This is a genomic window from Coleofasciculus sp. G1-WW12-02 (assembly GCF_040219735.1).
Lineage (GTDB): Bacteria > Cyanobacteriota > Cyanobacteriia > Cyanobacteriales > Coleofasciculaceae > Coleofasciculus.
In genome coordinates this window covers 1-15280 of the sequence record NZ_JAVJRX010000135.1, presented here as the reverse complement: position 1 = coordinate 15280, position 15280 = coordinate 1, and the positions used below count along the sequence as shown (strand labels likewise).

Below are 15280 nucleotides of genomic sequence, written 5' to 3'. Positions count from 1 at the left end.
TATAAACGGACGTGGAGAGGGTGTAAGACCTCATTTGGAGGCAACCTTCAGCGAAGCGTCAACCCCAATCAGCGACCACCCCTAAAAAGGTGGCGTGGTGAGGAATCCCCCGCGCTCTTTAGCCGGGGGAGGATGTCAATTGTTCTCAAACCCATAGATAGAGTTTGCTGAATAAGTCTTGTGGAGGGGTAGGGAGCAGGGGGAGCAGGGGGAGCAGGGGGAGCAGGGGGAGCAGGGGGAGCAGGGGGAGCCATCGTACATTTTCCCTGATAGCGGTGCAAGGGTATGAAAGGGTTTTACCCTATTTCCTTGAAGATGATCCAATGTCCATGCTACTCAAAGCCTTGTATAGATAAGGGTTTTGCCGTTGTGCAGCAAGCCCTAGATAGTTTAAGGGGAAAGAAATTTCTTTCCCCTTTTTTTGTATTGATATGCGTGAAGTGTCTTCCTCCCCAAAAGGGGAAAGACTTCTCCCGACCCACAGACATATAGCCTGTTTTGTACGAAACTATTGAGGAACGATACTCAGTTCCGAGGCACCGCTTTACAGGAATCCGACTTCCTCGGACGTTCGTTCTCTTCGTAGTATAGCAAAACTAGCGGTATCTTTGTTTTTTGTTTTTCTTTCTATGTTTTGCCGAATTAAGTAATGGCTCTGCCTTCTGCATGGATGCTCGATAAAAAAGCCATTCCCAGAAAAACCCATAGCAGTATGAGCGGCAATAATGGTGACATGAGCGAACCTCCGATGGGACACACAGTCTGATTATCTTTATAATACCACTTGATCTCACTAATTTGGTTGACAAATCTTCAAACTTGCGCTATAGCCAGGGAGTAGCGGAGCCAAGGAGCGTGGGTGTAGGGGCGGGTTTTACAGATAACTTATGCGACTTTCGGTGAAACTTAACTCGCACCCGCCCTTGGGGAAGCTTTTGCGCTGGCATCCTTAGAGTTTTTCCCTCTGCAATCTGCCCTCTGCCTTTTTGTAGCTTACGAAACCAACCGTACAGATTTCTTTTTCCCCACCTGTAAAACCTTACCCTCTAACGCCTCTGGGGAATCAAAGGAGCAGTCTACATCTGTAATGCGATCGCCTGCTAGCTTCACGCCTCCGCCTTTGATCTGTCGCCGCCCTTCGCCACTACTGCTGCACAACTCACTAGCATTGAGGATATAGAACAACTTAACCGGAAACTCGACTTGGGAGAGGGAAAATTCTGGGATAGCACCCCCACCTTTTGCCTCATCTGCCTCCTTTTTACCGTGATATTGGGCGACAATTGTCCAAGCCAGAAGTTGTTGGCGATCGCGGGGATTTGTCGGGAGTTCCTCTAAGGGTAAATCGGTGAGTAGCTCAAAATAGTTCTCTAACAGATTATCCTTAGTCCCTTCCAGCTTTTGATACATGGGTTGAGCCGCCTCCTGCAACCCCACATAATTATTCAGCGACTTAGACATCTTCAGCACGCCATCTGTACCAATTAAAATCGGCAGGAGTAATCCAAACTGGGGAGTTTGACCAAAATGCCGCTGCAAGTCTCGCCCCACAGCAATATTAAATTTTTGATCCGTTCCCCCTAACTCCACATCCGCCTTAACTGCCACAGAATCATACCCTTGCATTAAGGGATAGAGAAACTCATGCAGGTAAATCGGATTTTCCTGTTTAAATCGTTCCGCAAACCCCTCCTTAGCGAGCATCTGCCCCACCGTCATCGTAGCTAACAAATCGAGAATCTCCGCCAAATCCAGCTTACTCAGCCATTCCGAGTTATAGCGAATCTCCAAGCGTCCCGGTGTTTCAAAATCCAAAATCGGACGCACCTGATCCAAGTAGGTTTGGGCATTTTGCTGCACCTGTGCTTCAGAAAGCTGCTTCCGGACATCAGATTTGCCACTTGGATCACCAATTCTTGCGGTAAAATCGCCAATAATTAGGACAGCCGTATGACCCGCATCTTGAAACGCCCGCAATTTCCGCACGGGAATACTATGACCCAAGTGGATATCTGTCCCAGTCGGGTCAATTCCCAACTTGACCCGACTGGGACGCTCAGTTTTGAGAATCCGTTGCTCTAGGTTCTCATTCGGGTCTTGAGAATCGGGTTGGTTGGGAAAAATGTCACTAACACCTCGGTATAACCAAGATAATGACTGAGACATTGTGTTTAAAGAGTTTGACATTCGTCTGGGAAATCTTTAAGGAGTGAACGGCTCATTAGGGATAGGGAAACAAGTTTTCTACCATTGGCAATTCATCTCGCCTCCCAATCATCGATTATGGCTGGAGACTTCTTGCCCGATTAGTTAATGTACACGAGAGTAGCAGATGCTTAAGATTTACCGTTGTTTATGCCAATCCAGAAAAGTAATGTTACCATTTTTTCAGCCAAAAGCCAAAATATTTCGGTTTTTGATCATGAACGATTATCTCAGGCTTAACATTAAGAAAGATCTAAGGGAGAACACCGTCCACTGATTCAACGCTGGGAGCAACGTCCACAGGGGACAAGAATCGCCAAAACCGAATCGATCGCTAATCCTGACTTTGCCATAAATTTCTGTAATCATCTATAGAAGGTATAGAACGTATCCCCCCTAAGGTTGCCTCCCACACAGCCATCCAGTATTTTTTTCTTGAGTGAGGAAGTGAAATCACTGTGTCGTCTAGTACCATCCAACAAAAACAACAAAGAGATAGTAAAAAGGGATTGCCACCGGCTTTCCGATTCGTGCAAGGAGTCACTCAGGTAACAGGCGGAACCATTCTCGGCATTACAATGCTAACTAGCTCGGTTGTGGCTGGTGGGCTGGTTGGCTTGGCGACAAGCTTCCGCAATCTTCCCGATGTGAGAGTTCTCAGGGGCTATGTTCCCACCGAAACGACCTACGTCTACGATATTAAGGGGAAGCACCTGGCTAGCCTGCATGGTGAAGCGAATCGAGAGGTGGTTAAGTTAGAAAACATTAACCCCGATCTCAAGCGAGCGGTTATTGCCATGGAAGATAGTCACTTCTATATTCACCATGGCGTTAATCCTAACAGTGTGGGTCGAGCCTTTTTAGCCAACTGGGAGAAGGGGGCTGTAGTAGAAGGCGGCTCTACCTTGACCATGCAGTTGGTGAAAAACTTGTTTCTGTCTCGGGAGAGAAAGTTCTCTCGTAAAATTGCCGAGGCAGTCATGGCAATCCGGCTGGAGCAAATCTTCACCAAAGACCAGATACTGGAAATGTATCTGAATCAGATCTATTGGGGTCATAACAATTATGGCATCCAAACGGCATCTGAGAGTTACTTCGCCAAGCCAGCCACTGACTTAACCTTGGCAGAATCAGCCATGCTCGCTGGATTGATTCAGTCTCCCGAAGAATATAGCCCCTTTGCCAACTATCCCTTAGCCAAACAACGGCAAGCAATCGTGCTGGAGAGAATGCGGGAACTGGGATGGATCACGGTTCAAGAGAAAAAAGATGCTTTAGCTCAACCCTTGCGTTTGGGCAAGTTAACCTCCTGGCAAACCAGCCAGCTTCCCTACATCACAGAAGCTGTCGTGGCGGAGTTGAATGAGCGATTTGGTCGAGATGCGGTTCTCAAAGGGGGGATGCGCGTCCAAACCACGGTAGATTACAATTTCCAGCGCATGGCGGAAAACACCATCGCTCGCGCTCACCAGAACTTGCGCCGCCGGGGGTTATATGCTGATCAAGTCGCACTAGCCGCTGTTGATCCGCGCACCCATTATGTCAAAGCTTTGGTGGGGGGTATCGGTTACGAAAAGAGTCAGTTCAACCGAGCTATTCAATCCCGACGCCAACCGGGATCAGCGTTTAAACCCTTTGTTTACTACACTGCCTTTGCCACTGGCAAATATACCCCCTATTCCACGGTTATGGATACCCCAGTCAGCTACCGGGATGGGAGTGGGTGGTATTCGCCCAGAAACTATGGCGGTGGTTACGGCGGAGCGATGAGTATTCGTACTGCGCTGGTTCAGTCGCGAAATGTTCCAGCAGTTAAGCTTGGTAGAGCCGTCGGGTTAGATAAAGTGATTGAAGTGTGCCGCACCTTGGGGATTAAAAGCCCCATGGAACCTGTCACCTCTTTACCCCTCGGTGCGATTGGGATGACGCCCTTGGAAATGGCAGGGGCTTACGCTACCTTTGCCAATACAGGTTGGCATTCTGATCCGACAATCATTGTCCGGGTGAGTGATAGTATGGGCAATGTGTTATTAGACAATACCCCGAAACCTCGCCTTGTTCTTGATCCATGGGCATCGGCTTCGCTGAATGCTGTCCTCCAAGGCGTGATTGAAGGAGGAACCGGAACCGCTGCTCAAATTGGACGCCCAGCGGCTGGGAAGACGGGAACAACGAGTTCAGAACGAGATGTCTGGTTCGTCGGATATGTGCCACAATTATCCACGGCGGTTTGGATTGGCAATGATAACTACAGACCGTTAGGGGGTGGGGCGACAGGGGGTGGATTTGCTGCACCAATATGGCGCGACTTTATGAGTCAGGCGTTGAAGGGTGAGCCAGTACGCTACTTTGAACCTGCGTCTAAGTATCCTCGTCCTTAGATGTTTGTCATTTGTCATTTGTAGAAGAATCATTGGACTCCGTTGGGGCGGGCGCGAGTAACATCCGGGTGAAAATCAAATGGTAATAGTAAAACCCGCCCCGACAACTCTACGAGACGCGCCATGGCACGTCTCTAGAGGGTTCCCTCATCTTCCCCATTTCCCCCAGCTTCCCCATCTCCCTTGTAGGATCAAGGAAATCTCAGTAAAAAATGTCCCATGACGCTAACACAGGTTTGGGGTGCTTTACTTATCTTTATCCTCTGTCCCCTACTGGGTGGACTTCCCCTGATTTCCTGGATTACCTACTTACTCACAAGACGCCAACTCTCTCAAGTCGGTACGGGTAATGTATCTGTCTCCGCCGCGTTCTACCACGGTGGACGTTGGGTGGGTATCTTAGCCGTATTATCAGAAGCCTTGAAGGGAATTGCGGCTGTTTTGCTGGCGCGTTATTTCTTTCCCACCGAACCCACCTGGGAAATTATTGCCCTGATTATGCTAGTTATGGGGCGCTACTGGATGGGCAAAGGTGCTGGAACCACCAATGTGGTCTGGGGATTTGTGGTGCATGAGTGGCGAGTGGCGTTATTGGTATTTTTAATTGGGGGTATAGGCTTTACAATTATCCGCGATCGCACGACGGGACGTATCGGTGTTTTAGTTCTATTTCCCCTAATTCTGGCGCTGTTGCACCCAGATGATTTCGCTAGAATTGTCAGTGCGATCGCGCTGGGTCTGATTATCGGTTGGATTTATCAGAAAATTCCCGATGACTTAGACCTTCCCACCGAACAAGCTAAATCAGAATCTCAATCCGTGTTTCATTTTTTCCGAGGCGATAAAGCTATTATTCCTCTTGAGCGCGAGCTTGATCCGCAACAGGTTGGAGCCAAAGCAGCGACCTTATCCCAGCTTAAACGTTGGGGTTACGCTGTGCCAAAGGGATGGGTCTTACCTCCAGGGGATGATATGGAACCCTTGGTCAGATATCTCCCAGTATCGGAATCAGAACCCCTGGTTGTCCGTTCTTCTGCTATTGGGGAAGATGCAGAACTCTCATCAGCCGCCGGACAATATCAAACGGTTTTACAGGTAACCAGCCGTCCGGCTTTACAGGAAGCGATTACCCAAGTCTTAGCCTCTTATCATAACCCCGCCGCCAGAGGGTATCGCCGTAGCCGGGATTTGCCAGACACGGCTATGGCTGTCTTAATTCAAAAACAAATTCAAGGGGTGTTTTCCGGTGTCGCATTTAGTCGTGACCCCATCCAGCAAAAACAAGACACCGTAGTCATTGAAGGATTACCCGGAGATGCCACCCGAATTGTATCGGGTCAAGTCACCCCAGAACAATATCGAGTATCTTTCCCGGAATCTGGGCTTGTCGGGGCGGGTTTGACCGATAACATTCAGGAAAAAACCGATAACTCAACTAAACCCGCCCCCCAGGAGGAGTCAGGAAGCAATGTAGAGACGCGCCATGGGGCGTCTGGAAGCGGAGAAACCGCACAAGTTGAAGGACAAGGGGATGTACCCTCGGCGTTAGTCCAAGAGGTGGCTATTTTGGCGCGGGAATTGGAAGACCGCTACCATGGGATTCCCCAAGATATTGAATGGACCTATGATGGTCAGCAATTATGGCTACTGCAAGCGCGACCGATTACCAATCTACAACCCATCTGGACGCGCAAGATTGCGGCGGAGGTAATTCCCGGACTGATTCGACCCCTTACCTGGTCAATTAACCGTCCCCTCACCTGTGGCGTTTGGGGGGAAATTTTTACAATCGTGTTAAAAGAACGGGCGCAGGGATTGGAGTTTAATCAAACCGCTACGCTGCATTATGCTCGTGCCTATTTTAATGCTACATTGTTAGGCGATATTTTCCGGCGCATGGGTTTACCGCCAGAAAGTTTGGAATTTCTGACGCGGGGGGCTAAATTTTCTAAACCGCCCCTGAAATCCACGCTGCGGAACCTCCCCGGATTATTTCGTCTATTAGGTCGAGAATGGAATTTAGATAAGGATTTTGAGCAAGATTATCAACACCATTTTGCTCCGGCTTTGAGTCAACTGCAAGAACAACCAGTTTCTGAATTATCAGACGCCGAAATTCTGGAACGAGTGAACCAGATTTTATCGGAATTACAACGAGCAACTTATTATAGTATTCTCGCTCCTTTAAGTCTGTCTCTGCGGCAGGCTTTGCTCAAGGTAAAGGATAAAGAATTAGATAATAGCCAAACTCCAGAAATTGCCAGCTTGCGATCGCTAGCCCAATTAGCCCATGATACGCGCCATTTATTAAGTCCCAAACAAATTAATTGTGACAATCGCGCTTCTGTATTTACATCCTTGTCGGAAATTCCCGATGCTCAAAGTGTGTTGGAACAATTCGATCAATTTCTGACACAATATGGCTATCTCAGCGATGTCGCCACAGATATTGCCGTTCCCACTTGGAAAGAAGACCCGCGACCGATACGGCAACTCTTTGCTCAGTTTTTATGCGATCCTCCCCCAGCGACTAAACCACCTAAGCGTCAGCGATGGAAAGCAGAAGTGGTACAGGCGCGTTTGAATCTAAAAGGGCAAGTGACTGAAGTATATTCGCAATTTTTAGCCCAATTGCGTTGGAGTTTTGTGGAACTGGAAAAGCATTGGTTAAAATCAGGTTTACTATCTGAGGCTGGGGATATTTTCTTCTTAGAATTTGCGGAAATTCAGCGTCTAATGGCTGAAACCGATGGGGTTTTGCGAGAGGAACTTCCAAGATTGATTAACTATCGGCGATCGCTCTTAGAGGAGCATCGTCAATTAGTCAGTGTACCTCCCCTATTCTATGGCAATCCTCCCGCCGTTTCATTTCTGATGCAAACCCAATCCGAACCCGCTCAACAGCGTCTTGTGGGAATTGGTGCAAGTGCTGGACAAGTGGAAGGTTGGGTTAGAGTTTTAGATAACTTACAATCAGTTCCAGAAATTGACCGCCAAACGATTTTGGTTGTCCCTTATACTGATTCGGGTTGGGCACCCTTATTAGCGCGTGCAGGCGGCTTAATTGCTGAGGTGGGAGGGCGGCTATCTCACGGCGCGATCGTGGCGCGGGAATATGGAATTCCAGCGGTAATGGATATTCATAACGCGACTCAGATGTTCCGCAATGGTCAACGGGTAAGGATTGATGGACAATCCGGAATCGTAGAGGTTTTGGAGTGAGGATAACTCTCATTCTGCTTCCCACGACTTCCTATGTGGGAAAGCGAGAGGATCAATCTTTGACATCCTCCCCAACTTACTTCGTTGAAGTTGGGGATTCCCAGTATCGCTACGGAGATTTCCTGGTTCGCGGACACTTACCTAGGTCAATGACCCCCGGCAGTACGTCTGGCCAGGCAATTTCAGGTACGGCTTGCCCAGTCGCACCTACACCTCGAATCATCACAACTTGTGCCGCAGCTACATCTCTATCCGTTGTATATCCGCACTCATGGCAACTGTGAATTCTTACTGATAAATCCTTCTTGCCTGTGTGTGTTTTACAACGAGGACATTGCTGCGACGTATAATCAGCGTCTACCTTGGCAAAGTAAACTTGTTCTTTCCAACAAACCCATTGCAAAATATTAATAAACTGACCAAAGCCAGCATCCAAGGTATGTTTTCCTAGCATCCCTTTCGCCCAAGTCTTGAAGTTAAGATCTTCAACAAATACCATTCCGGCATTTTGGACTAGGTGATGAGCTAGTTTAAAATGAAAGTCTTTTCGAGTGTCGTGAATTCCTTGGTGTAATCTAGCAATCTTTTGGTTAAGTTTGCGCCAATTTTTAGACCCTTTCTTCTTGTGCTTCAATCGGCGTTGTAGCAATTCCAGCTTACGGTGCAATGAATCAAAGAATCGAGGTCTAGCGATTAACTCACCATCAGAGGTTGCCAAAAACTTTTCTAACCCTAAGTCAATCCCGATAGGATGACCATGAGGCATTGCATCAGGTATTTGTACATCACACTGTAATGACAGCATGGTAAAATACCCAGAAGCTTTTTTAACGATGCGAACCTGCTTTAAGGTAAACCCGTCTGGAATTGGGCGGGATAACCTCATTTTGACCCATCCCAACTTAGGCAGCTTAATTAAGTCTCCCTTGACAGGATTAGTCTTAAACTGAGGGAACACAAAGGAACGCATCTTTTTATCTAGGAAAACCCACACGTCTTACCTCCTTTCTACAAAGAATATTCTAGTTTGTAGAAGAAAGCAATACCTCTTTAAATTCAATCGGGGTTGACCAGATTGAATTTACCTTGGGGGAGTCCAATGTACCCCCACCCTACTTCACTCCGTTTCGTTGAGGATGGAGTTCTATAGCTCCCCCAATCCCCCACGTTTTGATAGAATTTCCTGAATCTATGAGTATTATGGGGTAAATGTAGATGCACCCCAGATATAAAACATAACCCAACTCGTTCAGGATGGGATGAGGGGTAATACCCCCCACCCCACCGACAGGAAAATTCAGGTTCTAATAAGCTGACAACTACCAGACTGCTATGGCTCGCAAAAAAAAATCCAGCCGCAAAAAAACCAATATCGAATCTCTGACGCCGAATGTTCCTGAAACGTCAGAGACATCCGAATCCACAGAAACAATTGAGGAATCAACCCAAAACACCACTGAGGTTAATCCTCCTCCCACTGAGGAGTCAACCGACAGTTCTGACCTAGCCCGTCCTCCAGCGGCAGAAAAAAAACCCGAGTCAACCCAGAGTTCTGCCCCAGCCAGCCCTCCGGCGACAGAAAAAAGACCCTATATAGTCATTAAACCCAAACCTATCCCCGCCAAATTAATTGAAAAGCAACCGCCACCCCCTCCGGTTACAGAAGCGACAAACAAAGCAGGCGAACTGTTTCAAAAAGGCGACCAGATTACGGTAAAAGCACCTTGGGGCGGTGAAGCGACAGCAGAAATTGTAGACTTTTATCAAACCCATAGTGGCAAGATTTGGGCGCAATACAATCCCCTAGACTCTCAACCGAACTGGACTTGGCATAGCGGATGTATTCGCACCAATATTTTGGAGAAAGCGACGCAAACCGCTCAAGAATGATGAAAAACTACTGAAAGATTGTTCGCAGGCATCGGGTAGATTTGGTGCAAGACTAGATGTTGATCTTGGGCTATTGCCACAACATGCTCAAGGTCACGCACGCCCCAGTCGGGGTTGGACGCCTGCAACGAGGCATCAAAAGCAGCATTGCTAGCAGCAGTATGCTGTCCATTGCGCTTGAACGGGCCGTATAAATAGAGAATGCCCCTTGGAGGAAGCAGGCGACTCGCCCCGGCTATCAGTCCCAAGCAAGCTGACCAGGGGGCGATGTGAATCAGGTTAATACTGACTATTGCATTTAATGGTGAGGTTTCCCAATCCACAGGCGCATCCTTCTCCACAGACCAAACTGGTGTGTGCACGTCAATATCTAGGGGTGGGTAAAGATTATCAGCAGCTTCGCCAGCAGACCATGCTGCAATACTGGCACGCATCTGAGGATTGGGATCAGAAGGTAACCATTGACGTGGCTTTAGACGTGGGGCAAGGAAAATGGCATGTTCCCCTGTACCACTACCAACTTCTAAAACTGTACCTTTTGCAGGCAACACACGCCGTAGAATCTCCAAAATCGGTTCGCGGTTGCGTTGGGTGGCAGGTGCGTATTGCCGTTCATCGTCCGTTGTACTCATAATTTATTCTTATCTATTAGACTTGTTTAATGTCTAGCACTTACCCGGTTCCTTATCTGTTGCGTGAGCAGGGCAGGAGTCGGCATCAGTAAGGCTGAAGGTGAGCATCGGGCATTAGCTCCTCTGGGAAAAGCCAAAGGTTGTCAGAGAAATTAGCTCCGGGCGCGATCGCGAGGGTAGTGTTTGTAACGCTTAGTTTATAAGCATCCGGGTCTTTGGCGGCTAGAAATTTATTGTTTTATCAGTTAAAATAATATATACAAAGAACAGCTAAGGGTAAACACAGCCAGAGTCACCGACCCCACGCTGACCGATACAAGCGGTACAGCGCCGGCTTGAGGGATGACCTTTAAGCCTTTATAGGGCGTGGTAATAACTCGCTCAACCACAGATCCTCTTACTCAAGAGGATAGATTGGGTCTTGTGTTAACCCTTATACCCTAGCAGCTCACCCTGTTTAAAGTTGTAGGAAAGCCAAGTATCTGTAAAGCTGAGTGACTAGACTGACAATCAGGATTGAGTTAAGCCAACAGAACAACGTTTAACTTGATTCTTTTGATGTTGCCTTTGGGTAGCGTCCAATCAAACAACATCTTTCCTACTTTATTTGAGTTAACCATTTTATCGCAATCGATTTAAAAATGCTGCAATCGGAATAAGCTGCTAAATTCCGGATAAATTCGGCATTGGGGTGCTGTGATCTACCGATTGGTACGCTATCCGACTCAAGCCCCCTTATGCGAGATTTGTTATGAAAACGATTAAAGCAACTAACTCAGAAAAACAAACCCTTCAAAACAGTGCCATCCAACCCCGTCTAGTTCTGCAAGCCATTGCCTTTACTCTGATTTTGTCCTTTAGTGCGGATTATCTATCACCCAATAATAAAGGAATGATCAATCAGTCTACTCAGGCAAATTCTCAGTTATCTGCGGCGATTGGTCATATCGTTTTGCAACATGCATCGCAGCATACGCGAGTGCCTTCTTCTAAACTCGACCTAGTGGATGTGCAACCCCATACCTGGTCTGATAATTGTCTAGGATTGGCTGAGGAAAAAGCCTCTTGTAAGCCAATGCCTGTATCTGGATGGCAAGTGGCTGTTGCCAACGGACAACGCCGCTGGATCTATCGCACGGATGCTTCCGGTTCCGTGGTTAAATTAGAACGCAGTAACCTTGATCCCAATAACTAAGTAGGTTAGCACGATTGAACGGGTTAGGGTTGTCATTTGTCAGGGCGGGTTTTGAATAAACGTTGCCATCAATAGCTGGCACTTGCATCACATAAACCCGCCCCGACAAACTATGCCAGACTAGCGAAGCAAAGGATCAACACTCAAAACTTAAAACTTCCCCAGGGTGAATCCCTATCTAATCAGAGACTTCCCAATCCGCTGAAATCTCAGGCGATCGCGCAGGCATAGGAAAGAGTGCCTGAAACGCCGCCTGACGCTGTGGTGATGGTTCTGAGGCGTTGTTCCACAGGGTTTCGTAGAAAAAGAACGACACTCCAGCAAATCCCCGTTGACGCACGGCGGCTACTTGCTTTTGAATTTGTGATAACGAAATCGGCTTATTTTTTAATCCGGCTAAAATCCCGATCCCCACAGGGATATGACGCCGCGCCGCCTGCACTTCCGGCTGTTCGAGTTCTGCAATAAACCGATCAAAGTCATCGCGATAAATCTGGACAATCAATTCTTCGACTAAACCCCGGCGTTCCCAGGTATACCAATCGGCGAGATAGAATTCATAAGAGAAAGGTTGAGGATTGGGAGACAGGGAGATAATCACATCCGACTTTTGCGCTTTAATCACTCGGAAAAGCTGGGTTAAGTAGTTTGTAATTTTGTTCGCCCGCCAGCGCACCCATTCTGGGTTTTTGGGATCACGGGGAGGTGATTGACCTTGATGCTCTTGTTGATAAAGCTTAATTGTCAAGGGATCATAACCAAAATCAGAGGGCAAGCCGAAGTGATCGTCGAATTGAATCCCATCGATGTCATAGTTGTTGACTAACTCGACCACTAAATCCTGGATAAACTGCTGCACTTGAGGGTTAAAGGGATTCAGCCAGACGCGATCGTGACTTCCTTCTTGCCAAATTTTCACACCTTGGCGATTTTGCGTCAGCCAATCGGGATGACGTTTGGCTAACTCCGAGTCAGCCGGTGCCATAAAACCAAATTCAAACCAGGGAATCACCCTCATATCCTTTTGATGGGCTTGCTGGATGATTTCCTTGAGCATATCTCGTCCTTGGGTGCCCCTATCGGGATCAGGGGATTGATCTAGGGGAGTCACAAGCCTCACCGCCCGCCCAATTTCCCGCTGGGCAACTTGACTAGGGTAGAGGGTATAACCCCAATTCCAAACGGTAGGATAGACGGTGTTGAAGTTGAGTTTCTCCAGGCGTTGAATGGCGTCGGTAATGCCTTGAGTAGAAAATAAGACTTGGCTATCAATATTCGTCAGCCACACCCCTCGTAACTCAGCTTGAGCCGAATTGGGGACTTGAGGATCGACTTTGGCAATGTACTGGGAGGGGATCAACTCGGCGGTTTGAGTGGCTTGGCACAAAAAAGCAGCAATTTCAGCCCGACTGGCATTTTGGTTCGGCTTGAAGGTTTGTACGGTGGGATAATTGACCACAAGCTGGTTTTCTACAGCGGCTGCGATCGCGCCTTGGGAATAATTGGGAATCGCTTTAGCATCCTCAAATGCTGATGTCAAGGTTTCAATAGCAGGTTGCTGGGGAACATATTTTAATCCACTGGCTAAGGATACTAAGGCTTGCACACGGGGGATCGGTTGATTGGGTTGGAATAGTCCGCCCGGATAGCCCGCTAAAAACCCAGTTTGATAGGCTTGGTGAATCGCCTGACTTGCCCAGTGTTGAGTTGGCACATCGGCAAATTTTCCGCCCGTGCGTATCTCTGGCGCATCCGGAAATGCTTGACCCAGCATGGCGGCAAATTCAGCCCGGGTGACGGGGGAATCGGGTTTAAAATGACCATCTGGGTAACCGCGAATGATCTGCTGCTGTGCTAGCTTTTCAATGCACGATTGCGCCCAATTTCCTTGGATATCACTCAGCCGCGTTTGAGCATAAGCTAGGGTGGGCAGCCATAAGGCTAAGCACAAGCCAAATATAAATAGAAATATTAACCAAGCCTGATGCCCAAAAGCACGGCTAAACGCAATTAGCCCATTGGCAAAGGCTGTAAATAAAGTTTTGACAAATTGTTTCATATCTACTGGTAGGTCTTTAACTCTTGCCGATAACGTAGTGCGCGTGACACTTAGGCTGGTAAGCATAACCTCAGCTAATTAGCTGAAGCTCCGTGTCTTTAGACCGGGGTTGCTTACAAAGTAGCAAGTCTAGAGATATCACTATTGAGAGGCTGCACCCCTTACTGATCAGGAATGACGGGCTGGGCTAGGTAAAGGTTGCCAAAGATACTTGTCGCCCAAGGCTATCGGATGAGGAATGAGGGAATCGTTTTGAATTTTGAAACTCTGACTGATTCGGAATGTTGATCGGGCGATTTTTGTATTTTTTGCTACAAACATTTCTGCGTTCTTGGTGGGTGACATGGTGAATTGGCACAATATTTTAAGTTTTGCAACATTTTTCGGCTGGGGTACTCTCCAGACTTACCCAAAAATTTCACATTTAAAGTGTATCTTGTGAGTAATACTGTCTTCAGGTCAGGAATCTTAGCTGCTCTCCCCTTATGCTCATGATTGCCCCAGGCGCTTTTAGGATAAAGATCCCATTACGGCTGAACCCATCTCCATCGGCTAGGTTAACAAAACTGGGCGTTAGATGAGTAGAACGGTTCAGGGCAACAAGGCGGGAGAGGAGGGGGTGGAAAGGTGCAGGGGAGATTGAGCTAGTTAGCCTGCCATGGGGCACTAGAGACTTCCACCCTAGCCCAGGGAATCTGAACTGGATGGAAGTTTTAAGTTTTATTACAATTGAACGGATTAGGAGACCCACACCCTGTGGTTCTCTATCGGTTCATACTCATTCATCCATCCCCTAAGATTTATTAGAAATTAGGAAGTGGGATTATTTTTTTATTTAAAAGTAAAAAGAATGCCACCGGAAAATTTAGATAAAATCCAAGCATTCAAATTAGGACAAACTGTCAGCATCTTCCTATGACTGATATAGAAGCACAAGCTTTCAACACCAATAACGGACAATCTCTGAGAAAGCTTGCCAGAGCGATTGTTATGTCCCAAGGTCACTTTGCCCTGATTTTGGTATGCTGCAAGTTTTCACCCCAACCGCTATCCGTACTAAACCAGTTACAAGAACTCTCTTCACTTCCTATTCAAGGTGTGATGTTGCATCCCTCAGTAGATACTCTGTTTACGGCAATCCTCACAGCATTGGATGAACCACCACCACCTGCTTTAGTTGTCTTTGGTCTTGATTCGGTGGTTGCTGTTGATCAAGTATTGAGTGCGACTAATCTGGTGCGTGAGGAGTTTCGCAAACAGTTTCCTTTTCCACTCGTTTTGTGGATCGATGATAGAATTTTGCAAAAGATGATTCGATTAGCTCCTGATTTTAAAAGTTGGGCAGCGAATCCCATTCGGTTGGAATGCTGCAACCAGCGAGCTTTTCATCAAGCTTACAAGATGGTTTGCGCTCATGGGAAATAACAAATAAGCTCAGAATGTGATATAGCAACCGCCATAGCGGTTAGGAGACATCATTTTTTAGAGACGTTGCATGCAAAGTCTCTACTTCTGGTGACGGCTGTGGTTACACGTCCACAAAGCTTGCAGTAGAGTGACAACTCCCATCACTGACTCGGAGTACCGAGTACAGTGTGGGCTTCCAAGACAATCCGGCTACTGCTTAGGAGGCTCTTGGCTTTAAGAACGGGTTGCCCCACCGCTCTATTTTTGATGTTGATAGCTGCGTTGTGGT

At 47.4% G+C, this 15280-nt stretch carries 8 protein-coding genes and 1 pseudogene; 5 read left to right on the top strand and 4 right to left on the bottom strand.

Annotated features, from left to right (window positions below; all coding sequences use genetic code 11):
- Positions 1 to 993 precede the first annotated feature (993 nt).
- Positions 994 to 2166, bottom strand: a complete 1173-nt coding sequence (tyrS, locus tag RID09_RS21970; RefSeq protein ID WP_446338047.1) for a tyrosine--tRNA ligase — start codon at positions 2164 to 2166, stop codon at positions 994 to 996.
- A gap of 497 nt (positions 2167 to 2663) precedes the next feature.
- Here tyrS and RID09_RS21965 point away from each other — a divergent pair, with 497 nt between their 5' ends.
- A complete protein-coding gene (locus tag RID09_RS21965; RefSeq protein ID WP_446338046.1) occupies positions 2664 to 4586 on the top strand; it encodes a transglycosylase domain-containing protein in 1923 nt (640 codons plus the stop codon).
- Positions 4587 to 4805: 219 nt separating this feature from the next.
- Positions 4806 to 7808 (top strand): glycerol-3-phosphate acyltransferase, encoded by a 3003-nt coding sequence (locus tag RID09_RS21960; protein ID WP_446338045.1) that lies wholly within the window; start codon positions 4806 to 4808, stop codon positions 7806 to 7808.
- A gap of 109 nt (positions 7809 to 7917) precedes the next feature.
- On the opposite strand, the pseudogene RID09_RS21955 reads toward RID09_RS21960, so the two are convergent.
- Positions 7918 to 8781 (bottom strand): annotated as a pseudogene (locus tag RID09_RS21955) (RNA-guided endonuclease InsQ/TnpB family protein); the annotation flags it as partial.
- Positions 8782 to 9140: 359 nt separating this feature from the next.
- Here RID09_RS21955 and RID09_RS21950 point away from each other — a divergent pair.
- Positions 9141 to 9698 (top strand): hypothetical protein, encoded by a 558-nt coding sequence (locus tag RID09_RS21950; RefSeq protein WP_446338044.1) that lies wholly within the window; start codon positions 9141 to 9143, stop codon positions 9696 to 9698.
- Here the strand turns inward: RID09_RS21950 and RID09_RS21945 are convergent.
- Positions 9689 to 10330: a DUF938 domain-containing protein gene (locus RID09_RS21945; RefSeq protein WP_446338043.1), complete on the bottom strand. Its 642-nt coding sequence runs from the start codon at positions 10328 to 10330 to the stop codon at positions 9689 to 9691. The two genes, RID09_RS21950 and RID09_RS21945, sit on opposite strands and share 10 nt — an antisense overlap.
- Before the next feature lie 751 nt (positions 10331 to 11081).
- Here RID09_RS21945 and RID09_RS21940 point away from each other — a divergent pair.
- Positions 11082 to 11525 carry a hypothetical protein gene (locus RID09_RS21940; protein ID WP_446338042.1) on the top strand — a complete coding sequence of 148 codons (444 nt, stop codon included), beginning with the start codon at positions 11082 to 11084 and terminating at the stop codon, positions 11523 to 11525.
- Between the two features lie 178 nt (positions 11526 to 11703).
- Here RID09_RS21940 and RID09_RS21935 read toward each other — a convergent pair whose 3' ends face one another.
- Entirely contained in the window at positions 11704 to 13650 is a 1947-nt protein-coding gene (locus RID09_RS21935; protein ID WP_446338041.1) for a glycoside hydrolase family 10 protein, read from the bottom strand.
- 849 nt (positions 13651 to 14499) lie between these two features.
- Here RID09_RS21935 and RID09_RS21930 point away from each other — a divergent pair.
- Complete coding sequence (locus RID09_RS21930; RefSeq protein ID WP_446338040.1) at positions 14500 to 15009, top strand: hypothetical protein; 510 nt, start codon at positions 14500 to 14502, stop codon at positions 15007 to 15009.
- The last annotated feature ends 271 nt before the right edge of the window (positions 15010 to 15280 follow it).